Source organism: Streptantibioticus cattleyicolor NRRL 8057 = DSM 46488 (genome assembly GCF_000240165.1).
GTDB classification, from domain to species: Bacteria; Actinomycetota; Actinomycetes; order Streptomycetales; family Streptomycetaceae; genus Streptantibioticus; species Streptantibioticus cattleyicolor.
The window spans coordinates 1,716,280-1,736,470 of record NC_017586.1; the positions used below are offsets into that span (position 1 = coordinate 1,716,280).

At 74.3% G+C, this 20,191-nt stretch carries 17 protein-coding genes; 6 read left to right on the forward strand and 11 right to left on the reverse strand.

Annotated elements, in window-relative coordinates:
- Window positions 1-20: 20 nt before the first annotated feature.
- From SCATT_RS07405 to hrcA, 5 genes are all read right to left on the reverse strand, one after another.
- Window positions 21-3,284, reverse strand: coding sequence for a S41 family peptidase (locus SCATT_RS07405; RefSeq protein WP_014142351.1), 3,264 nt, complete (start codon window positions 3,282-3,284; stop codon window positions 21-23).
- A 74-nt stretch (window positions 3,285-3,358) separates the two neighbouring features.
- Window positions 3,359-4,114: a 16S rRNA (uracil(1498)-N(3))-methyltransferase gene (locus tag SCATT_RS07410; RefSeq protein ID WP_014142352.1), complete on the reverse strand. Its 756-nt coding sequence runs from the start codon at window positions 4,112-4,114 to the stop codon at window positions 3,359-3,361.
- A complete protein-coding gene (locus SCATT_RS07415; protein ID WP_014142353.1) occupies window positions 4,111-5,178 on the reverse strand; it encodes a nitronate monooxygenase in 1,068 nt (355 codons plus the stop codon). Before SCATT_RS07415 ends, SCATT_RS07410 begins: the two co-directional genes overlap by 4 nt.
- Window positions 5,179-5,242: 64 nt before the next feature.
- Window positions 5,243-6,385: a molecular chaperone DnaJ gene (gene dnaJ, locus SCATT_RS07420; RefSeq protein WP_014142354.1), complete on the reverse strand. Its 1,143-nt coding sequence runs from the start codon at window positions 6,383-6,385 to the stop codon at window positions 5,243-5,245.
- A complete protein-coding gene (gene hrcA / locus SCATT_RS07425; RefSeq protein WP_014142355.1) occupies window positions 6,386-7,405 on the reverse strand; it encodes a heat-inducible transcriptional repressor HrcA in 1,020 nt (339 codons plus the stop codon).
- A 220-nt stretch (window positions 7,406-7,625) separates the two neighbouring features.
- Between hrcA and SCATT_RS07430 the strand changes: the two genes are divergently transcribed.
- Together SCATT_RS07430 and SCATT_RS07435 are read left to right on the forward strand one after the other, a co-directional pair.
- Complete coding sequence (locus tag SCATT_RS07430) at window positions 7,626-8,342, forward strand: MBL fold metallo-hydrolase (protein ID WP_014142356.1); 717 nt, start codon at window positions 7,626-7,628, stop codon at window positions 8,340-8,342.
- Between the two features lie 40 nt (window positions 8,343-8,382).
- Window positions 8,383-9,213: a DUF3097 domain-containing protein gene (locus SCATT_RS07435; protein ID WP_014142357.1), complete on the forward strand. Its 831-nt coding sequence runs from the start codon at window positions 8,383-8,385 to the stop codon at window positions 9,211-9,213.
- Window positions 9,214-9,223: 10 nt separating this feature from the next.
- Here SCATT_RS07435 and hemW read toward each other — a convergent pair whose 3' ends face one another.
- From hemW to lepA, 4 genes are all read right to left on the reverse strand, one after another.
- Window positions 9,224-10,456, reverse strand: coding sequence for a radical SAM family heme chaperone HemW (gene hemW, locus SCATT_RS07440; RefSeq protein WP_014627645.1), 1,233 nt, complete (start codon window positions 10,454-10,456; stop codon window positions 9,224-9,226).
- A gap of 138 nt (window positions 10,457-10,594) precedes the next feature.
- On the reverse strand, window positions 10,595-12,472 hold the full coding sequence (locus tag SCATT_RS07445) for an AMP-dependent synthetase/ligase (protein ID WP_014142359.1): 1,878 nt from the start codon (window positions 12,470-12,472) through the stop codon (window positions 10,595-10,597).
- Window positions 12,473-12,679: 207 nt separating this feature from the next.
- The gene (locus tag SCATT_RS07450) at window positions 12,680-13,084 is read right to left on the reverse strand and encodes a hypothetical protein (RefSeq protein ID WP_014627646.1); all 405 of its coding nucleotides are present in this window, start codon (window positions 13,082-13,084) and stop codon (window positions 12,680-12,682) included.
- Window positions 13,085-13,279: 195 nt separating this feature from the next.
- Window positions 13,280-15,148 carry a translation elongation factor 4 gene (gene lepA / locus SCATT_RS07455; RefSeq protein WP_014142361.1) on the reverse strand — a complete coding sequence of 623 codons (1,869 nt, stop codon included), beginning with the start codon at window positions 15,146-15,148 and terminating at the stop codon, window positions 13,280-13,282.
- 285 nt (window positions 15,149-15,433) lie between these two features.
- Here lepA and rpsT point away from each other — a divergent pair, with 285 nt between their 5' ends.
- The gene (rpsT, locus tag SCATT_RS07460) at window positions 15,434-15,700 is read left to right on the forward strand and encodes a 30S ribosomal protein S20 (RefSeq protein WP_014142362.1); all 267 of its coding nucleotides are present in this window, start codon (window positions 15,434-15,436) and stop codon (window positions 15,698-15,700) included.
- A gap of 322 nt (window positions 15,701-16,022) precedes the next feature.
- Here rpsT and SCATT_RS07465 read toward each other — a convergent pair whose 3' ends face one another.
- Window positions 16,023-16,958 carry an NADP-dependent oxidoreductase gene (locus SCATT_RS07465; RefSeq protein ID WP_014142363.1) on the reverse strand — a complete coding sequence of 312 codons (936 nt, stop codon included), beginning with the start codon at window positions 16,956-16,958 and terminating at the stop codon, window positions 16,023-16,025.
- 189 nt (window positions 16,959-17,147) lie between these two features.
- Between SCATT_RS07465 and SCATT_RS07470 the strand changes: the two genes are divergently transcribed.
- Complete coding sequence (locus tag SCATT_RS07470; protein WP_014142364.1) at window positions 17,148-17,741, forward strand: TetR/AcrR family transcriptional regulator; 594 nt, start codon at window positions 17,148-17,150, stop codon at window positions 17,739-17,741.
- Window positions 17,742-17,775: 34 nt separating this feature from the next.
- On the opposite strand, the gene holA is transcribed toward SCATT_RS07470, so the two are convergent.
- Window positions 17,776-18,765: a DNA polymerase III subunit delta gene (gene holA / locus SCATT_RS07475; protein WP_014142365.1), complete on the reverse strand. Its 990-nt coding sequence runs from the start codon at window positions 18,763-18,765 to the stop codon at window positions 17,776-17,778.
- A gap of 74 nt (window positions 18,766-18,839) precedes the next feature.
- Here holA and SCATT_RS07480 point away from each other — a divergent pair, with 74 nt between their 5' ends.
- Window positions 18,840-19,085: a hypothetical protein gene (locus SCATT_RS07480; protein WP_041825034.1), complete on the forward strand. Its 246-nt coding sequence runs from the start codon at window positions 18,840-18,842 to the stop codon at window positions 19,083-19,085.
- A 617-nt stretch (window positions 19,086-19,702) separates the two neighbouring features.
- Complete coding sequence (locus SCATT_RS07485; protein ID WP_014142367.1) at window positions 19,703-20,161, forward strand: pyridoxamine 5'-phosphate oxidase family protein; 459 nt, start codon at window positions 19,703-19,705, stop codon at window positions 20,159-20,161.
- The last annotated feature ends 30 nt before the right edge of the window (window positions 20,162-20,191 follow it).

A 20,191-nucleotide genomic window follows, 5' to 3' on the forward strand; every position in this document is an offset into this window, starting at 1 on the left:
CCGCGTCGGCCCTCGCGCCGTCACGGCAGGGCGGGCGGGGTGCGGGCGGGCTGGGCGGCGAGGCGTTCCAGGGCCACCTCGATCGCGGTGTCGAGCTGGACGTCCCGGCCGGCCACCCGGTCCTGCGGGGTGGGGACGACCTCGATGTCCGGATCGACGCCGTGGTTCTCCAGGTCCCAGCCGAGGCTGTCGAACCAGATGGCGTACTTGGGCTGGGTGACCAGGGTGCCGTCGACCAGGTGGTAACGGGAGTCGATGCCGACCACCCCGCCCCAGGTGCGGGTGCCCACCACCGGGCCGATGCCCAGTTCCTTGATGGCGGCGTTGACGATGTCGCCGTCGGAGCCGGAGAACTCGTCGGCCACCGCGACCACCGGGCCGCGCGGGGCGTCCAGCGGGTAGCTGGAGGGACGCGCGCCCCGGGGCACGTCCCAGCCGACCACCCGGCGGACCAGTTTCTCGATCACCAGTTGCGAGGTGTGGCCGCCGCGGTTCTCCCGCAGGTCCACCACGAGCCCCTCGCGGGCCACCTCGATCCGCAGGTCGCGGTGGAGCTGCGCCCAGCCGTACCCCTGCATGTCGGGGACGTGCAGGTAGCCCAGGCGGCCGGCGGAGCGTTCGTGGACGTGGGCGCGGCGGCCGGCCACCCAGTCGTGGTAGCGCAGCGGCTCCTCGTCGGCGATGGGGACCACCACCACCGCGCGCGGCTCGCCGGTGGCGCCGACGACGGTCAGCTCGACGGGCTTGCCCGCGGTGCCGACCAGCAGCGGGCCGGGCCCGGCGACCGGGTCGACCGGCCGGCCGTCCACCGCGAGCAGGGCGTCCCCGGCGCGTACCGCGACCCCCGGGGCGGCCAGCGGGGAGCGGGCGCCCGGGTCGGAGGTCTCCGAGGGGAGCACCCGGGCCACCCGCCACACCCCGTCGCCGTCGCGCACCAGGTCGGCGCCGAGCAGCCCCTGGCGGTGCAGGGCGTCCCCCCGGCCGCGCGGCGGGACGACGTAGGCGTGCGAGGTGCCCAGTTCGCCGTGGACCTCCCACAGCAGGTCGCACAGGTCGTCATGGGTGGCGACCCGGTCCAGCAGAGGGCGGTAGCGGTCCAGCACCCCGTCCCAGTCGACGCCGCCGAGGTCGGGGCGCCAGAAGTTGTCCCGCATCAGGCGGCCGGTCTCGGCGTACATCTGGCGCCATTCCGCGGCCGGTTCGACGGTCACCCGGATCCGGGAGAGGTCCACGGTGACCGCGCTGTCGCCGTCCTCGTCGTCGGCCTTGGCGTCGGAGGGCACCACGCGCAGCTTGCCGCCGGAGGTGAGCAGCAGCCGGCGGCCGTCGCCGGTGACCGCGAAGTCGTCCACGTCCTCGGCGAGTTCCTCGGCGCGCAGCCGGTCGAGGTCGAACCGCTCCAGCGTGGTGGCCGGCGGGGTGGCCTGCGGGGTGGCCAGGGCGGCGCCGAGGACGCCGTGCAGCGGGTGGCGCAGCCACAGCACCCCGCCGGCCGCGGCGCGCAGCGTGGAGCAGCGGCCGGCCTCCACCGGGAACGGCACGATGCGGTCGGCGAGTCCGTCGAGGTCGAGCCGGGTGACCGGGACCCGGCGTTCGCCGTCCTCGGGGTGGCCCTCGTCGTGGCGTTCGCCCTCCGCCCGGTCGTCGGCGCCGCCGCCGAGCGGCCGGCCGTGGCGCTGCGGGCCGAACGGCGAGGGGGTGTCGGCGGCCAGCGTGATCAGGTAGGGGCGGCAGGCGTTGGGGAACGACAGGTCGAAGACGTGGGCGTCGTAGACCGGGTCGAAGGCGCGCTCGGAGAGGAACGCCAGGTGCTTGCCGTCGGCGGTGAAGGCCGGCGAGAAGTCGTTGAAGCGCAGCGGGGTGGCGTCGCAGACGGCGAGCGTGGTGGTGTTGGCCAGCCGCAGCTGGCGCAGCGGCGCCGGGCCGGGCTGGGACCAGGCGAGCCAGCCGGAGTCCGGGGAGAAGACCAGCCCGCTCGCCTCCCCGTGCTCGCTGTCGGAGACCCGCCGCACCTCGCCGGTCTCCCGTTCCACCAGCAGCACCCGGCCGTCGTGGGAGGCGACGGCGACGCGGCGGCCGTCGGGCGAGACGGCGAGTTCGAGCACCCGGCCGAGGCGGCCGGCGGCGAGGCGGTGCGGCGGAGCGGTGGCGTCGGTGCGGCCGGTCTCGGCGCCGGAGCCGGTGGCCGGGGCGAACTCCAGCGCGTCCTCGCCCTCGGCGTCGGTCACCCAGACCACGTGCGGCTCGCCCTCGCCGCCCTTGCGGAAGACCCGGGGCAGCCGGGCCCGTACCCCCGGGGTGGCGGCGAGCGCGCGGGCCGGGCCCTCGCGGTGGGTGAGCCAGTGGACGGTGCCGCGTACCTCGACGGCGCTGCCGCGGCCGGTGTGGTCGGGGTGGGCGTCGCCGAGGTGGTGGGCGGCGCGGACGGGGTAGGGCTGGAGGTCGGTGCGCTGGCCGCCGAGGCGGACCTGGAGCGGGCGCGGTTCGGCGTCGAGGGAGTCGAGCAGGTGGAGCCGGCCGCCGCTGGTGTAGGCGACCCGGGTGCCGTCGGTGGCCGCGTGGCGGGCGTAGAAGCCGTCCAGCGGGGTGTGGCGGCGCAGGTCGGAGCCGTCCGGGAGGCTGGAGTAGAGGGCGCCGGTGCCCTCGTGGTCGGAGAGGAAGGCGATCCGGGCCGGGCCGCCGCCGCCCGAGACCCACAGCGGGCACTCGATGTTGCCGTCGAGTGCGGCGTGGACGCGGTGGAAGGTGCCGGTGCCGTCCGGGTCGAGCCACAGCTTGCCCGCGGTGCCGCCGCGGTACCGCTTCCAGGTGGCCGCCTCCCGGCCCATGGAGACCGACTGGAGCAGCACCGCCCCGTCGGGCCCGAAGGCGACGCCGCCCACCGGTCCGTACGGCAGGGTGCGGGCCGGGCCGCCGTCCAGCGGGACCGCCCGGGCCCAGGTGCGGCGCGACGACACCTCGCCGTGCGCGGTGACCGCCAGCACCTCGCCCCGCGGGGTCCAGCCGAGCACCCTCGTCTGCCAACTGCCCCAGTACGTCAGGCGTTTGGCGGGGCCGCCGTCGACCGGGGCGAAGTGCACCTCGGGTGCGCCGTCCCGGGTCGAGGTGTAGGCGATGTGCTCGCCGTCCGGGGAGATCCGCGGGTGGTCGACCGGCATGTTGTCGGCGCTGACCCGCCAGGCCCGCCCGCCGTCGAGCGGGGCCGCCCAGACGTCGTCCTCGGCCGTGAAGGTGATCAGGTCGCCGTGCGGATGCGGATACCTCAGGTACGAAGGGTGCGTCACCCTTGCCACACTAAACACGTGCGGCGTGGCGGACGACCGGTTTCGTGATCCGCGAACGGCCCCTTGGCGCCCGCTCAGTCCGGGGCGCCCCAGCGGCCGGTGCGGCCCAGCAGCAGCGCGGTGGCGGCCACCCCCGCGGTGGAGGTGCGCAGCACGGTGGGGCCCAGGCGGCAGGGGGCGGCGCCGGCATCCGCGAAGGCGGCCAGCTCGTCGGGGGCGACGCCGCCTTCCGGGCCGACGACCAGGACGATCTCGCCGCGCTTCGGCAACGGGGCGGCGGCCAGCGGGGCGGCGCCCTCCTCGTGCAGGACGGCGGCGAAGTCGGCCCCGGCCAGCAGCCCGGCCACCTGACGGGTCGTCATAAGGTCGTGGACGACGGGGAATCGCAGCCGCCGCGCCTGCTTGCCGGCCTCCCGCGCGGTGGCCCGCCACTTGGCCAGCGCCTTGACGCCGCGCTCGCCCTTCCACTGCGTCACGCACCGCCCGGCGGCCCACGGCACGACGGCGTCCACGCCGGTCTCGGTCATCGTCTCCACCGCCAGCTCGCCCCGGTCGCCCTTGGGCAGCGCCTGGACGACGGTGATGCGCGGCGCCGGATCCGGCTCCCGGCGGACCTCGGCGACCTCGGCCTCCAGCCAGTCCTTGCCCTCGACGGCGGCCACCGTGCCGTAGGCGCCGGTGCCCTCCCCGTCGGTGAGCACGATCTCCTCGCCGACGCGCAGCCGGCGCACCGAGACGGCGTGCCGGCCCTCCGGCCCGTCGAGCACCACGCGGGTGCCGGGGGCGGCGGGCAGCGCGCCGGGCGGGACGACGAAGACGGGGGCGGTCACCGGGCCCGCCCCGGGGTGCGCGCGCCGCGGGCCTCGGCCAGCTCGGCGGCGAGGACGCGGACGAGTTCGGCGGCGGGCAGCTCGCGGGCGAGCCGGTGGCCCTGCCCGGCCCACAGCGCCATCGCCTCGGTGTCGCCGGCCGCCGCGGCGGCCTTGCGCAGCGGGCTGGTCAGGTGGTGGACGGCCGGGTAGGCGGCCGGGGCGGCCGGGCCGTGCTCGCGCAGGAAGCGGTTGACCAGCCCGCGGGCCGGGCGGCCGGAGAAGGCCCGGGTCAGCTCGGTGCGGTCGTAACCAGGATCGGTCAGCGCCCGCTTGTGCAGCGGGTGGGCGCCGGATTCCGCGGTGGCCAGGAAGGCGGTGCCGAGCTGGGCCGCCTCGGCGCCGGCCGCCAGCACCGCCGCGATCCCCCGGCCGTCCATGATCCCGCCGGCCGCGATCACCGGCAGCCCGGCCGCCTCGCGGACCGCGGGCAGCAGCGCCTGAAGCGTCGTCGCGGTGGCGTCCCGGCCCGGGTCGTCGTGGTGGCGGCCCTGGTGGGCGCCGGCCTCGGTGCCCTGGGCGCAGACCGCGTCCGCCCCGGCCCGGCGGGCCGCGACCGCCTCGGCGGCGGAGGTGACGGTGACCACGGTGTACGTACCGGCCCGGCGCAGCGCCTCGACCACGGCGGGCTCCGGGCAGCCGAAGGTGAAGCTCACCACCGGCACCGGATCCGCCAGCAGCAGCGCGACCTTGGCGTCGTAGGCGTCGTCATCGCCCGCGCCGGGGTCGCCGAGCGCGGTGCCGTACCGGTCGGCCTCGGGGGCCAGCCGGGCGGCGTAGGCGGCGACGGCGGCCGGGTCGGCGGCGGGCTGCGGCAGGAAGACGTTGACCCCGAACGGCCGCGCGGTCAGCGCGCGTACCTCCGCGATCTCCCGCCGCACCGCCTCCGGCGTCTTGTACCCGGCGGCGAGGAAGCCCAGGCCACCGGCGCCGCTCACCACGGCGGCGAGCGCCGGGCCGGAGGCCCCGCCGGCCATCGGCGCCTGGACGACGGGCAGCGGCAGCAGCTCGGTCAGGGTTGGCATGGCTCCATCCTGGCACGGCCGGCCGCGGCGCCCCCGGGCGGCCCGGGGGCGCTCCTGGAACGGCTCAGCGGCCGTTGAAGGCGTCCTTCAGCCGGGAGAAGAGCCCCTGCTGGCCGGGCTGGAAGTGGCCGGAGGGGCGCTCCTCGCCGCGCAGCACGGCCAGCCGCCGCAGCAGCTCCTCCTGCTCGGCGTCGAGCTTGGTCGGGGTCTGCACCTCGACGTGGACCACCAGGTCGCCCCGGCCGCCGCCGCGCAGGTGGGTGATGCCGCGCTGGTGCAGCGGGATCGACTGGCCGGACTGGGTGCCGGGCCGGATGTCCACCTCCTCCAGGCCGTCCAGCGTCTCCAGCGGCACCTTGGTGCCGAGCGCGGCGGCCGTCATGGGGATGGTCACCGTGCAGTGCAGGTCGTCGCCGCGCCGCTGGAAGACCTGGTGCGGCAGCTCGCGGATCTCCACGTACAGGTCACCGGCGGGGCCGCCGCCGGGGCCGACCTCGCCCTCGCCGGCCAGCTGGATGCGGGTGCCGTTGTCCACACCGGCCGGGATCTTGACGGTGAGGGTGCGCCGGGACCGGATCCGGCCGTCGCCGGCGCACTCCGGGCACGGGGTCGGCACCACGGTGCCGAAGCCCTGGCACTGCGGACACGGCCGGGAGGTCATCACCTGGCCGAGGAAGGAACGGGTCACCTGGGAGACCTCGCCCCGGCCGCGGCACATGTCGCAGGTCTGCGCCGCGGTGCCCGGGGCGGCGCCCTCACCGGCACACGTGGTGCAGGTGACGGCGGTGTCGACCTGGATCTCCTTGGTGGTGCCGAAGGCCGCCTCGTCCAGCTCGATCTCCAGCCGGATCATCGCGTCCTGGCCGCGCCGGGTGCGCGAACGCGGGCCGCGCTGGGACGCCGTGCCGAAGAAGGCGTCCATGATGTCGCTGAAGTTGCCGAAGCCCGCGCCGAAGCCGCCGGCGCCCGCGCCGCCGGCCCCGCCGGAGGCGGACAGCGGATCGCCGCCGAGGTCGTAGATCTGCTTCTTCTGCGGATCGGAGAGGACCTCGTAAGCGGCGTTGATCTCCTTGAACCGCTCCTGGGTCTTGGGGTCCGGGTTGACGTCCGGGTGGAGCTCGCGAGCGAGTCGGCGGAACGCCTTCTTGATCTCGTCCTGTCCGGCGTCACGCCGGACGCCCAGGACCGCGTAGTAGTCCGTCGCCACTTACGACTCCGCCAGGATCTGTCCGACGTACCTCGCCACTGCGCGTACCGCTCCCATCGTTCCGGGGTAGTCCATCCGGGTCGGTCCGACCACGCCCAGCCGGGCGACCGCCTCGTCGCCCGAACCGTAACCCACCGCGATGACCGATGTGGAGTTCAGGCCCTCATGCGCGTTCTCGTGACCGATTCGTACCGTTACGCCACTGTCCTTCGCCCCTTCTCCGAGGAGTTTGAGCAGGACGACCTGTTCCTCCAGGGCCTCCAGGACCGGGCGGATGGTGAGGGGGAAGTCATGGGCGAACCGCGTCAGGTTGGCGGTGCCGCCGAGCATGATCCGTTCCTCGGTCTCCTCCACCAGCGTCTCCAGCAAGGTGGCGAGCACCACGGAGACCGTCGGACGGTCGTCGTGCTCGAAGGAGTCCGGCAGGTCCTGCACGAGCGAGGGGACGTCGGTGAAGCGGCGGCCGACCACCCGGCTGTTGAGCCGGGCCCGCAGATCGGCCAGGACCGTCTCGCCGACCGGCGCCGGGCAGTCCACCAGGCGCTGCTCGACCCGTCCGGTGTCGGTGATCAGGACGAGCATCACCCGTGCGGGGGCCAGCGAGAGCAGCTCCACGTGGCGCACCGTCGAGCGGGTCAGCGACGGGTACTGCACCACCGCCACCTGCCGGGTGAGCTGGGCCAGCAGCCGTACCGTGCGGGCCACCACGTCGTCCAGGTCGACCGCGCCGTCCAGGAAGTTCTGGATGGCGCGGCGCTCGGCGGCCGACAGCGGCTTGACGCCGGCCAGCCGGTCGACGAAGAGGCGGTAGCCCTTGTCGGTCGGGATCCGCCCGGCGCTGGTGTGGGGCTGCTGGATGAACCCCTCCTCCTCCAGCACCGCCATGTCGTTGCGCACGGTGGCGGGCGACACGCCGAGCTTGTGCCGCTCGGTGAGCGCCTTGGAACCGACGGGTTCCTCGGTGCCGACGTAGTCCTGGACGATGGCGCGCAGGACTTCGAGTCTGCGTTCGCTCAGCACGCGCGCACCTCCAAGCCGTGGGTCCGACGGGTCCTTCCCCCTGGCACTCAGCCGATGCGAGTGCCAGATTCCCTGAGCCAGTGTACGGCCGGGTAGCAAGGGGTGGGCAAGGGCCGCCGCGTGCCGGACCGTTCCGCGGCGCGCGTCACGGTACCGCGCGCGGGCGCGGAGCGGCACGGTCGCCGGGCGGGACGACGTGCGTCCGGCTAGCGTGCCGGGCGTGGAGAAGACGGAGCGGGACGGGTGGGAGCGGCTGGCGCCGGGGGTCGCCCGGCGCAGGCTGGCGTTCCTGGACGTGACGATCGGGGTGGTGGTCGGCACCGACGGGGTGCTGCTGATCGACAGCGGCTCGACGGTGCCGGAGGGTGAACGGCTGCGCCGGGAGGTGCGCGATCTGACCGGGCGGGACGTCACCCATCTGGCCCTCACCCATGCCCATTTCGACCACGTCCTGGGCGCCTCGGCGTTCCCGGAGGCGGCGGTGTACGGGCAGGCGGGGCTGGCCGGGGTACTGGCGCGGGGGCGTGCGGAGCTGGGTGAGGACGCGGTGCGGTACGGGGTGGCCGGACCGGAGGCGCGGCGGGCGGTGGACGCGCTGGTGACCCCGGGCCACCCGGTGGACCGGCGGCACGCGCTGGACCTCGGCGGACGCGAGGCGCTGCTGGTCCACCCCGGCCCCGGCCACACCGGGCACGACCTGGCGGTGGTGGTGCCCGGCACCCCCGTCGTGGTCTTCTGCGGCGATCTGGTCGAGGAGTCCGGGGAGCCGCAGGCCGGTCCGGACGCGGTGCCCGGGCGGTGGCCGGCGGCGCTCGACGCGCTGCTGGAGCTGGGCGGGGAGACCGCGGTGTACGTCCCCGGGCACGGCGCGGTGGTGGACGCGCGGTTCGTCCGGGCCCAGCGGGACGCGCTGGCGCGCCGCTTCGCGGTGGGGTGAGCCGGGGCCGTCCGGCGGGCGGCTCGTTACCATCTGGCCCATGCGCAGCAGGAGTTACGGCCCCGATCTGACCCCGCCCTGGAAGCGGTCCAAGCCGGCGCCGGAGGTGGCGGCCGAGCCGGACCTGGTGGTGGAGGAGGTCGGAACCGGCTTCTGCGGCGCGGTGGTGCGCTGCGAGAAGACCGCCGAGGGGGTCACCGTCACGCTGGAGGACCGCTTCGGCAAGCACCGGGTCTTCCCGCTGGTGCCCCGGGGCTTCATGATCGACGGCCAGGTGGTCACCCTGGTGCGTCCGGCCCCGGCGGGGCGCGCTCCGGCCGGGCCGCGGCTGACCGCCTCCGGCTCGATCGCGGTGCCCGGCGCCCGGGCCCGGGTGGCCAGGGCGGGGCGCATCTACGTCGAGGGGCGCCACGACGCCGAGCTGGTCGAACGGGTCTGGGGGGACGACCTGCGGATCGAGGGCGTGGTGGTGGAGTACCTGGAGGGCGTGGACGACCTGCCCGGCATCGTGGCGGAGTTCGCCCCGGGTCCCGACGCCCGCCTCGGCGTCCTCGTCGACCATCTGGTGCCCGGTTCCAAGGAGTCCCGGATCGCCGAACGCGTCGGCGGCCCCGACGTCCTGGTGGTCGGCCACCCCTTCGTGGACGTCTGGCAGGCGGTCAAGCCGGCCGCCGTGGGCATCCCCGCCTGGCCCACCGTGCCGCGCGGCCAGGACTGGAAGACCGGGGTGTGCCGGGCGCTGGGCTGGGAGGAGCACACCGGCGCGGCGTGGCGCCGGATCCTGGCGAGCGTACGCAGCTACAAGGACCTGGAGCCGGAGCTGCTGGGCGCGGTGGAGCACCTGATCGACCACGTCACGACGCCCGCCTGAGCCGGAGGGTTCAGTCCACCAGGTCCCGTACCACCGCGTCCGCCAGCAGCCGCCCGCGCAGCGTGAGCACGGCGCGGCCGGCCTGGTAGGGGGCGGGCTGGAGGAGTCCGTCGGCGAGGGCGCGGGCGGCGGCCCGGGCGCCGTCCGGGCGCAGCAGGTCCAGCGGGCAGCCGTCGGCGAGGCGCAGTTCCAGCAGGACGCGCTCGACCCGGCGGTCCTCGTCGGTGAGGACCTCGCGGCCGGCCCCGGGGGTACGGCCCTCGGCGAGCGCCTGGGCGTACGCGCCGGGGTGCTTCACGTTCCACCAGCGCACGCCGCCGACGTGGCTGTGCGCTCCCGGGCCGGCGCCCCACCAGTCGGCGCCGCGCCAGTACAGCTCGTTGTGGCGGCAGCGGCCGGCCTTCGTGGTGGCCCAGTTGGAGACCTCGTACCAGTGGAATCCGGCGTCGGAGAGGGCCTGTTCGGCGATCAGGTAGCGGTCGGCGTGGACGTCGTCGTCGGTCATCGGGATCTCGCCGCGCCGGATGCGGTGGGCGAGCCGGGTGCCGTCCTCGACGATGAGGGCGTAGGCGGAGACGTGGTCGGGGCCGGCCCCGATCGCCGCGTCGAGGGAGGCCCGCCAGTCGTCGTCGCTCTCCCCCGGGGTGCCGTAGATCAGGTCGAGGTTGACGTGGTCGAAGCCGGCCGCGCGGGCCTGCTCGACGCACTTCTCGGGGCGACCGGGGGTGTGGGTGCGCTCCAGGATCCGCAGCACGTGCTGCCGGGCGCTCTGCATGCCGAACGAGACGCGGGTGAAGCCGGCCGCCCGCAGCCGTTCCAGGTAGGCCGGGTCCACCGTCTCGGGGTTGGCCTCGGTGGTGACCTCGGCGCCGGGGGCGAGCCCGAACTCGTCCCGGATCGCGGCGAGCATCCGGCCCAGGTCCTCGGCGGCCAGCAGCGTCGGGGTGCCGCCGCCCACGAAGACCGTCGCCACCTGCCGCGGGTCGTCCCCGAGCACCTTGCGGGCCAGCCGGACCTCCTCCACCAGCGTCTCGGCGTAGTTGTCCCGCGAGGCCGGCGCCCCTCCCGAACCGCGCAGCTCGCTCGCCGTGTAGGTGTTGAAGTCGCAGTACCCGCAGCGGGTGGCGCAGTACGGGACGTGCAGGTAGAAGCCGAGCGGCCGGCCGGCGGCGCCCGCGAGGGCGTGACCGGGCAGCGACCCGTCCGCGGGCATGGGTTCGCCGTCGGGCAGTACGGAAGGCATACCGCCATTGTCCGGCATCGCCCCGGCGTTCCCGCCGCCCCGGCGGACGCGACCCCGGTCACGCCCGGGGGGACCGCGCTACGCCTCGACCGCCCCCGCGGCCCCCACCTCCCGGGGGACGACCCCCGTACCCCCGCGCTACGCCTCGACCGCCCCCGCGTACATCTCGTCGATCAGGTTCTTGAACTCGCGCTCGACCACCGGGCGCTTGAGCTTGAGGCTGGGGGTGAGGTCGCCGTGCTCGACGTCGAGGTCGCGCGGGAGCAGGCGGAACTTCTTGATCGTCTGCCAGCGCTGGAGGCCCTCGTTGACCTGGGCGACGTAGCCCTCGACGAGTTCGCGGGTCCGCGGGGCGGCGATCACGGCGGCGTAGTCGGTGTGCGGCAGGCCCTGCTCGCGGGCCCAGGCGGTGATCGTGGGTTCGTCCAGGGCGATCAGGGCGGTGCAGAAGTTGCGTCCGGCGCCGATCACCAGGACGTTGCCGACGTACGGACAGAGCGCCTTGAACCTGCCCTCGACCTCGACGGGCGAGATGTACTTGCCGCCGGAGGTCTTGATCAGGTCCTTCTTGCGGTCGGTGATGCGCAGGAAGCCGTCGTCGGAGAGTTCGCCGATGTCGCCGGTGTGGAACCAGCCGTCGGCCTCCAGCACCTCCTCGGTCTTCTCCGGCAGCCCGTGGTAGCCCCGCATGATGCCGGGGCCGCGGAGCAGGATCTCGCCGTCCTCGGCGATGCGCACCTCGGTGCCGGGCAGCGGCTTGCCGACGGTGCCGGTGCGGTACATCTCCCCGGGGTTGACGCAGGAGGCGGCGCTGGACTCGGTGAGTCCGTACCCCTCCAGGATGTGGACGCCGGCGCCGGAGAAGAAGTAGCCGATCTCCGGGGCGAGGGCGGCCGAGCCGGAGATGCAGGCCCGCAGCCGGCCGCCGAACGCCTCACGCAGCTTGGCGTAGACGAGCTTGTCGGCGACGGCGTGCTGCGCGGCGAGCTTGAAGGGCGCCGAGGCCCTGCCGCTGGCCCGCCGGTTCTCCTGGGTCACCCGGGCGTACTCGCGGGCCACCCCGGCCGCCCACTGGAAGATCCGGTACTTGGCGGCGCCGCCCTCGCGGGCCTTGGCGGCCACCCCGTTGTAGACCTTCTCGAAGATGCGCGGCACCGCCGCCATGTAGGTGGGCCGGACCACCGGCAGGTTCTCGATGATCTTGTCGACCCGGCCGTCCACCGCCACCACGTGGCCGACCTCGATCTGCCCGGCGGTGAGCACCTTGCCGAAGACGTGGGCCAGCGGCAGCCACAGGTACTGCACGTCGTCGGCGCCTATCAGACCGGTGGCGGCGATCGCCTTGGCCATGTAGGACCAGCAGTCGTGGACCAGCCGTACGCCCTTGGGGCGGCCGGTGGTGCCGGAGGTGTAGATCAGCGTGGCGAGCTGGTCGGCGGTGATGGCGGCGACGTTCTTCTTGACGACCTCGGGGTGGCGCTCCAGGTAGGCGGCGCCACGCCGTTCGAGGTCGGCGAGGGTGAGCACCCAGCCGTCGGCGGCAGCGTCCTCGTCCGGGGCGCCGTCGAGGAGCACCACGTGGGCGAGGTCGGGCAGCTCGGCGCGGTGGGCGCGGGCCTTGGCGAGCTGTCCGGCGTTCTCCGCGAAGAGCACCCGGCTGCCGGAGTCGGCGAGGATGAAGGCGGACTCGTCGGCGTTGGTGCTGGGGTAGACCGTGGTGGTGGCGGCGCCGGCGCAGAGCACGGCGAGGTCGGCGAGGAGCCATTCGACGCGGGTGGCGGAGGCGATGGCCACCCGTTCCTCGGGGCGGACCCCGAGGTCGATCAGGCCGGCCGCGATGGCGAAGACCCGCTCGGCGGCCTGGCCCCAGGTGAGCGAACGCCACTGCTCGGAACCGTCGCCCGCGGGCACCGGGAAGCGGTACGCCTCCGCGTCGGGCGTCTCCTCGACCCGCTGGAGGAAGAGCCCGGCCACGGAGGGCGGCCGGTTGTCGATCAGTGTCTGTGCGTCGGTCACGCCAACCTCCGGGCCCGCTGCTGTGCTTGGTGACTCACGAGTAACCTCCGAGCAGGCATCAGGGTAGACGCCGGACCCCCGGCTTGTAAGGGGCTACGGACCGTTGGTTCGAAGAGTGACCGACGGGATGGCTGCTATGTACAACGAGTAAGCGGCGCACCAGGTGGGCGCCGGGCCCGCCCGGGAACGTACCCGTCCGGCGGGCGTTCAGCCGGTGTGGCCGAGCGGGCTGGCGCCGACCGGCAGCTGGTGGACCGCGTTCAGCGGGTTGCCGTGCAGCGGCAGGCCGCCGAGGAGTCCGAGCGGTCCCTGTCTGCCGTCCTTGGCCTCCTTCTCGTCGACCGCCTCGCACAGCGCCGCCACGCCGTCGACGGGCAGGCCGCCGCCGCGGTAGTGGTTGAACACCTTGGGCAGCCGGCCGTGGTGGAGTACGTGGTCGCCGACGAGCGCGAGGGTGTGGGAGGCGCAGCCCGCGCCCTGGTTGGCGCTCAGGTGCCGGCCGTCGAAGGCGTCGGCCGAGGCGGCCATGGCGGCCGGGCAGGCCGAACCGAGCGCGACCGCCGAACCGGCTGCGGCCAGCAGCATCCGCCTGGCCATCGCGGAATCACTCACTGTGCACCCCTTTCCGGCGGCGCACCGGCACCGGTCACGACCCTCGTGCCGCGCGAGGACACCGCCATCGTGGGTAACGGCCGCGCCGGCCCCGGAGAAACCGGGACCGGCGCGGTTTTTCGGCAACCACCCGAACGCGCGGTGCCGTGCGGTGCGGTGATGCTACTTATGCGGCGGCTCGGGGGGACGAGCCGCTCACTTGCGGGCCTTGGCGTCGCCCTCGTCGGTGGAGAGCGCGGCGATGAAGGCCTCCTGCGGCACCTCCACGTTGCCCACCATCTTCATCCGCTTCTTGCCTTCCTTCTGCTTCTCCAGCAGCTTGCGCTTACGCGAGATGTCACCGCCGTAGCACTTGGCGAGGACGTCCTTGCGGATGGCGCGGACGGTCTCCCGGGCGATGACCCGGCTGCCGATGGCGGCCTGGATCGGCACCTCGAACTGCTGCCGCGGGATGAGTTCGCGCAGCTTGCCGGCCATCCGCACGCCGTACGCGTACGCCTTGTCCTTGTGCAGGATCGCGGAGAAGGCGTCCACCTTGTCGCCGTGCAGCAGGATGTCGACCTTGACCAGGTCGGAGATCTGCTCGCCGGTGGGCTCGTAGTCCAGCGAGGCGTAGCCGCGGGTCTTCGACTTGAGCTGGTCGAAGAAGTCGAAGACGATCTCGGCGAGCGGCAGGGTGTAGCGCAGCTCCACCCGGTCCTCGGAGAGGTAGTCCATGCCCAGCAGGCTGCCGCGCCGGGACTGGCACAGCTCCATGATGGCGCCGACGAACTCGCTGGGCGCCAGCACGGTGGCGCGCACCACCGGCTCGTAGACCTCGTCGATCTTGCCGACCGGGAACTCGCTGGGGTTGGTCACCGTGTGCTCGCTGCCGTCCTCCATGATCACGCGGTAGACCACGTTGGGGGCGGTGGCGATCAGGTCGAGGCCGAACTCGCGCTCCAGCCGCTCGCGGATCACGTCGAGGTGGAGCAGGCCGAGGAAGCCGACGCGGAAGCCGAAGCCCAGGGCGGCGGAGGTCTCCGGCTCGTAGACCAGGGCGGCGTCGTTGAGCTGGAGCTTGTCCAGCGCGTCGCGCAGCTCGGGGTAGTCCGAGCCGTCCAGCGGGTAGAGCCCGGAGAAGACCATCGGCTTGGGGTCCTTGTAACCGCCGAGCGCTTCGGTCGCCCCCTTGTGGAGCCGGGTGACGGTGTCGCCCACCTTCGACTGGCGGACGTCCTTGACGCCGGTGATCAGGTAGCCCACCTCGCCGACGCCGAGGCCGTCGGCGGCGGTCATCTCCGGCGAGGAGACGCCGATCTCCAGCAGCTCGTGGGCGGCGCCGGTGGACATCATCTGGATGCGCTCGCGCTTGGAGAGCCGGCCGTCGACGACCTTCACGTAGGTGACGACGCCGCGGTAGGAGTCGTAGACCGAGTCGAAGATCATCGCGCGGGCCGGGGCGTCGGCCACGCCGACCGGCGCCGGGACCTCGGCCACCACCTTGTCCAGCAGCTCGGCCACGCCCTCGCCGGTCTTGGCGCTCACCTTGAGCACCTCGGAGGGGTCGCAGCCGATGATGTGCGCCAGTTCGGCGGCGTACTTCTCCGGCTGGGCGGCGGGCAGGTCGATCTTGTTGAGCACCGGGATGATCGTGAGGTCGTTCTCCAGCGCCAGGTAGAGGTTGGCGAGGGTCTGCGCCTCGATGCCCTGGGCGGCGTCGACCAGGAGGATGGTGCCCTCGCAGGCGGCGAGGGAACGGGAGACCTCGTAGGTGAAGTCGACGTGGCCCGGGGTGTCGATCATGTTGAGGACGTGGGTCGTCCCCTTGCCCTCGCCGCTGGTGGGCGCCCAGGGCAGCCGGACCGCCTGCGACTTGATCGTGATGCCGCGCTCACGCTCGATGTCCATGCGGTCCAGGTACTGGGCGCGCATCTGGCGCTGCTCGACGACGCCGGTGAGCTGGAGCATCCGGTCGGCGAGTGTCGACTTGCCGTGGTCGATGTGCGCGATGATGCAGAAGTTGCGGATCAGCGCCGGGTCGGTACGGCTCGGCTCCGGCACGTGGGATGGGGTCGCGGGCACGCAGGGTCCTGTTTCTTGCCGACGCCTGGTGAGGGCGCCTGGGGCCTTGTCGGATCGATACGTAGCCTCCATAGTCCCACGACCGCGCGGCGGCGAGCGGTTTGGGAGCGTCATCGGCTCCCTGGTAACCTGGGGCGCTGTGTCTCGTGGCCCTCTCACCCGAGACCGCCAGGCCGTCCGCCGCTCGGCGTTCCCGGTTCCTCCCGCTCCGCGGTTGGTCCCGTCGACGTCATGCGACGGGTACGGCCGACACCCGTACCAGTCAAAACCTGAAGAGGCTTCTTCGTGGCGAACATCAAGTCCCAGATCAAGCGCAACAAGACCAACGAGAAGGCGCGGCTGCGCAACAAGGCCGTCAAGTCCGAGCTGAAGACCGCCATCCGCCGCACCCGCGAGGCCGTCGAGGCCGGCAACGCCGAGAAGGCCACCGAGGCCGCCCGCGCCGCGGCGCGCAAGCTCGACAAGGCCGTCAGCAAGGGCGTCATCCACAAGAACCAGGCCGCCAACAAGAAGTCGGCGCTGGCCTCCTCGGTCGCCTCCCTCAAGGGCTGACCACCGCTTCCGCACCGGGCCGACCGGTCCTGCCGAGCCGCTCGCGGGTTGACCCCCGCGCCCGGCCCCGGCGCTGACCGGATCCGGCCCCAGGGAGTCCACGGTCTCGGGCGCCGCCGCCTCGGCGGTACGACGCCCGGCGCTTGAACTTCCGCCGGGAAGGACCCAGCGGTCCCTCTCACCCGCTCCGCCCCGGCACCCTTTCCGCGCCGCACGCGTTCGCGTTCGCCACGCGGGTGCGGCGCCCAGCCTCACCGAAGACCCCGGTCCCCCGCCGTTTCCCCCGGCGCGGGAGCCGGGGTCTTCGGCGTTCCCGGACGTTTCAGGAGCGGTCGAGGAGCAGCACGAGCTTGCCCCGGGCCCGGCCGCCGAGGCTGGTCTCCGCCGCCGTGCGCCAGTCCGCCAGGGGGAAGACGCGGGCCACGGGTATGGAGAACCGGCCCTCGGCGGCGCGCTGGGCGAACTCGCCGAGCACGTCGTAGCGGAGCGCCTTGGACGCGTCCTCGTCGAAGGAGGTACGGACCCCGAGCCCGACGCCGTCGGGGTCGCTGACGGTGAGCACCCGTCGGGGGTCGCCGTCCGCGACGCGCACGAGGGCGGGGAGTACGCCGCCGGGCGGCGCGGTGTCCAGGACGAGGTCCACCGGTCCGCCGGCCGCCGCCGTGACCCGTTCGGCCATCCCGTCGCCGTACGAGGTCACCGTCGCGCCCAGCGCGCGCAGGCGTTCGGCGTAGGTGGGGCCGGCGGCGGCGATCACCCGTGCGCCCCGGTCCAGGGCTATCTGCACGGCCGCGAAGCCGATCATGGTCCCGGCGCCGTGGACCAGCAGGGTGCGGCCCGCGGTGACGGCGAGTTGTTCCAGGCTGCGGTAGGCCGTCTCGACCGCCATCGGCAGCGCGGCGGCCTGGACGAGATCGAGCCCTTCGGGCACGTGGGCCCAGTGCGTCAGGACCGCGAAGTCCGCCGCGCCGGCGCTGTGGCCGCCGGCGTAGTCGGCCGCGCCCAGGACGGTGTCGCCGACGGCGACGCCGGTGACGCCCGCGCCGACCGCGTCGACGGTCCCGGAGACCTCCAGGCCGATGCCGCGCGGGAGTTGACCGGTGAACAGGCCGCGGCACAGCGCCCAGTCGGCCGGGTTGAGCCCGCAGGCGTGGACGGCCACGCGGATCTCGCCGGGGCCGGGGACCGGTACGTCGGCCCGTTCCAGCCGGAGCACGTCGGTGGCTTCGCCGTACTCGTGGAAGCGGATGGCGTTCATGGTGGGGGGTGTTGGTTGGTTCATGGTCTTCTCCGGAGGAAACGGCCGAGCCGGATGGGCGACGGAACGTAACGACAGAGACTGTCGCAACGAGGTGACCCGGCGACCGTAACACGTAGCGTCAGACCCTGTCGCTACCTTGGGGCCTTGTGACGTCAGGTGCTGTCACTACGGGCCTATAGTGGGGACATGCCACGTGACGGACGGCCGGCGCGCCTGCGCCTCCAGAAAGCAGCCGCCGAACTCTTCGGGGAGCACGGCTTCGACCGGGTCACGACGGCCGAGATCGCGGCCCGGGCGGGCGTCACCGAGCGCACCTTCTACCGGCACTACGCCGACAAGCGCGAGGTGTTCTTCGCGAGCGAGGCCGACCTGCGGGACGCCCTGGTCGCCGGGGTGGCCGACGCGCCCGAGGAGTTGGAGCCGCTGCCGGCCCTGCTGTGGGCCTTCCGCACGGTGGTGCCGGTCATGGAGGAGAACCGCCCGCTGGTCGAGCCGATGCGACGCGTCATCGCCGACACCCCCGCGCTCCGCGAACGCCACCAGGCGAAGACGGCCGCCCTCACCGACGCGCTGGCGACCGCGCTGCACGGCCGGGGCGTCGCCGGACCCACGGCGTCACTGGCCGCCCGGGTCGCCATGGCCGCCATGAGCCACGCCGCCGCCGTCTGGTTCGTCAACCCTGGCCACGACCTCGACCGGCTGCTGCGCGACACCTTCGCCGACGTCCACGCCCTCACCGCCGCCCTGGCCGCCTCCGACGCGGAGGCGGCGCGGCGGTGACGCCGACGGTGCCGTGCCGGAGCCGGCGGGAGCGCTACCCGCGGCGGGAGCGGGCGGCGCGGGAGATGGTGACCACGGCCTTCTCCAGGGCGTAGGCGGGGTCGGCCCCGGCGCCCTTGACCGCGGCGTCGGCCTCGGCGACCGCGCGCAGCGCCATGGCGACCCCGTCCCCGGACCAGCCGCGCATCTGCTGCCGTACCCGGTCGATCTTCCAGGGCGGCATGCCGAGTTCGCGGGCGAGATCGCCGGGGCGGGCGCCGCGCGGGGCGGTGGCGAGCTTACCGATGGCGCGGACGCCGGAGGCCAGCGCGAAGGTGATGCCGGGCAGCGGCTGGCCGACCGCCAGCGCCCAGCGCAGCCGCTCCAGCGCCTCGGCGGTGCGTCCGGTGACCGCGAGGTCGGCCACCTCGAAGCCGGTGGCCTCGGCGCGGCCGGTGTAGTAACGGGCGACCACGGCCGCGTCGACGGTGCCCTCGACGTCGGCGCCGAGCTGGGCGCAGGCGGAGGCCAGCTCCCGCAGGTCGCTGCCGATCGCGTCCACCAGCGCCTGGCACGCCTCGGGGGTCGCCGAACGCCCGGCGGTACGGAACTCGGCGCGCACGAACGCCAGCCGGTCGGCGGGCTTGGTCAGCTTCGCGCAGGCGACCTCGCGGGCGCGGGCCTTGCGGGCGGCGTCGAGCAGCCCCTTGCCCTTGGCGCCGCCGGCGTGCAGCAGGACGAGGGTGATCTCCTCCGCGGGGGCGTCGAGGTAGCCCTTGACGTCCTTGACGGTGTCCGCCGACAGGTCGTGCGCGTTGCGGACGACGACGACCTTGCGTTCGGCGAAGAGCGAGGGGCTGACCAACTCGGCGAGCGTGCCGGGCTGGAGGGCGTCCGGGGTCAGGTCGCGCACGTCGGTGTCGGGGTCGGCCGCGCGGGCGGCGGCCACCACCTCGGCGACCGCGCGGTCGAGCAGCAGGTCCTCCTGGCCCACGGCCAGGGTGACCGGGGCCAGCACGTCGTCGGTCGAGCTCTTCTTCGCCATCGCGCTCCAGCATCCCACGCCCCACCGACATCCCCCCGAACGGCCTGGTCGGCGGCTGTGCAGAATGTGTGTTCGTGAGCAATGTTCGACATGTATTGGTGCTTCCCGACCGCGACGCGGCCCACGAGGCGGCCGAGGAAGCCGTCTCCCGCTTCGGCCTGGACGACGACCCCGACATCGTGCGCGAGGCACTGGCCGGCGAGGACGACGCCGAGGACGCCCAGTGGCTGGTGGTGATCGAGGACGAGCCGGGCGAACTCGACCCCGCGGAGCTGGAGTCGCTGGCCGAGGAGTACGACGGCTGGCGCGAGGAGGAGTGACGTCCGGCCCCGCACGCGGCGTCCGGGTCCTACGCCCTGTCGTCAAAAGGTCGCCGGCCGCCCGGAGGGCGGTGCCCCGCGGCGTCCGGGGGTAACCCCAGGCGAAGCTGAAGGGGGAGCGTGTGATCGCAAGGCGGAGGGCGGAGAGCCCAGCGGGCTGCATCGGAGGGCGAGCCGAGCTGAGGCGGAGGTTGGGGGTCGGCCCGAGGGACGAGGGCCGGGCCCCGGCCGCAGCCGAAGCGAGGCGGAGCCCGACCATCCGGCCCCGCAGGGCGAGCCGAGCTGAGGCGGAGGTTGGGGGTCGGTCCGAGGGACGAGGGCCGGGCCCCGGCCGCAGCCGAAGCGAGGCGGAGCCCGACCATCCGGCCCCGCAGGGCGAGCCGGGCTGAGGCGGAGGTTGGGGGTCGGTCCGAGGGACGAGGGCCGGGCCCCGGCCGCAGCCGAAGCGAGGCGGAGCCCGACCGTGCGGGCCGACGACCGACAACGCCGCGAGCGCCCGTGCCGGGCGCCGCGGGGCAGGCGAGATGTTGACGACAGGTCCTACGCCCCAGGTCCCGGCGCCGGTCCCGCCTCCGGCCGGATCCCCGCCGCCCGGGGCGGCCGGTAGCGTCGCGATCATGACGCACCCCGAGAGCCCCCGGAGCCTGGCCCTGCGCAAGCGGCAGGCGCTGCACCGCCTCGACCACGACCAGGACGTCTGGGTCGCCACCGCGGACGGCGACGGGGTGCCGTGCCTGGTGCCGCTGTACTTCTGGTGGGACGGCCACGCGGTGTGGATCGCCACCCGCGGCACCAACCCCACCGGGGTCAACCTGAGCCGCTCCGGCCTCGCCCGGCTCTCCTTCGGCCACACCCGCGACGTCGTGCTGATGGCCGGCACCGCCACCGACTTCGCCCGCGACGGACTCCCCGCCGGGGTGGGCGACGCCTTCGCCGCCAAGTTCGGCTGGGACCCCCGTGAGGACCACCCCTCCTACCGGTACTTCCGGATCGTCCCCGAGCTGATCCAAGCCTGGGGCACCGTCGCGGAAATGGCCGACCGCACCCTGATGCGCGACGGGCGGTGGCTGTTGTGACCGCCGCGCCGTCCGCCCTCCGGGGAGCGG

Bases quoted from the DNA above. Each gene is read 5' to 3' on its own strand.
- SCATT_RS07435 (WP_014142357.1), top strand. From the start codon at position 8,383: ATGCGCAGCAGGAGTTACGGCCCCGATCTGACCCCGCCCTGGAAGCGG.
- SCATT_RS07415 (WP_014142353.1), bottom strand. From the start codon at position 5,178: ATGCCAACCCTGACCGAGCTGCTGCCGCTGCCCGTCGTCCAGGCGCCG.
- SCATT_RS07465 (WP_014142363.1), bottom strand. From the start codon at position 16,958: ATGAACGCCATCCGCTTCCACGAGTACGGCGAAGCCACCGACGTGCTC.
- holA (WP_014142365.1), bottom strand. From the start codon at position 18,765: ATGGCGAAGAAGAGCTCGACCGACGACGTGCTGGCCCCGGTCACCCTG.
- SCATT_RS07470 (WP_014142364.1), top strand. From the start codon at position 17,148: ATGCCACGTGACGGACGGCCGGCGCGCCTGCGCCTCCAGAAAGCAGCC.
- hemW (WP_014627645.1), bottom strand. From the start codon at position 10,456: ATGCCTTCCGTACTGCCCGACGGCGAACCCATGCCCGCGGACGGGTCG.
- SCATT_RS07485 (WP_014142367.1), top strand. From the start codon at position 19,703: ATGACGCACCCCGAGAGCCCCCGGAGCCTGGCCCTGCGCAAGCGGCAG.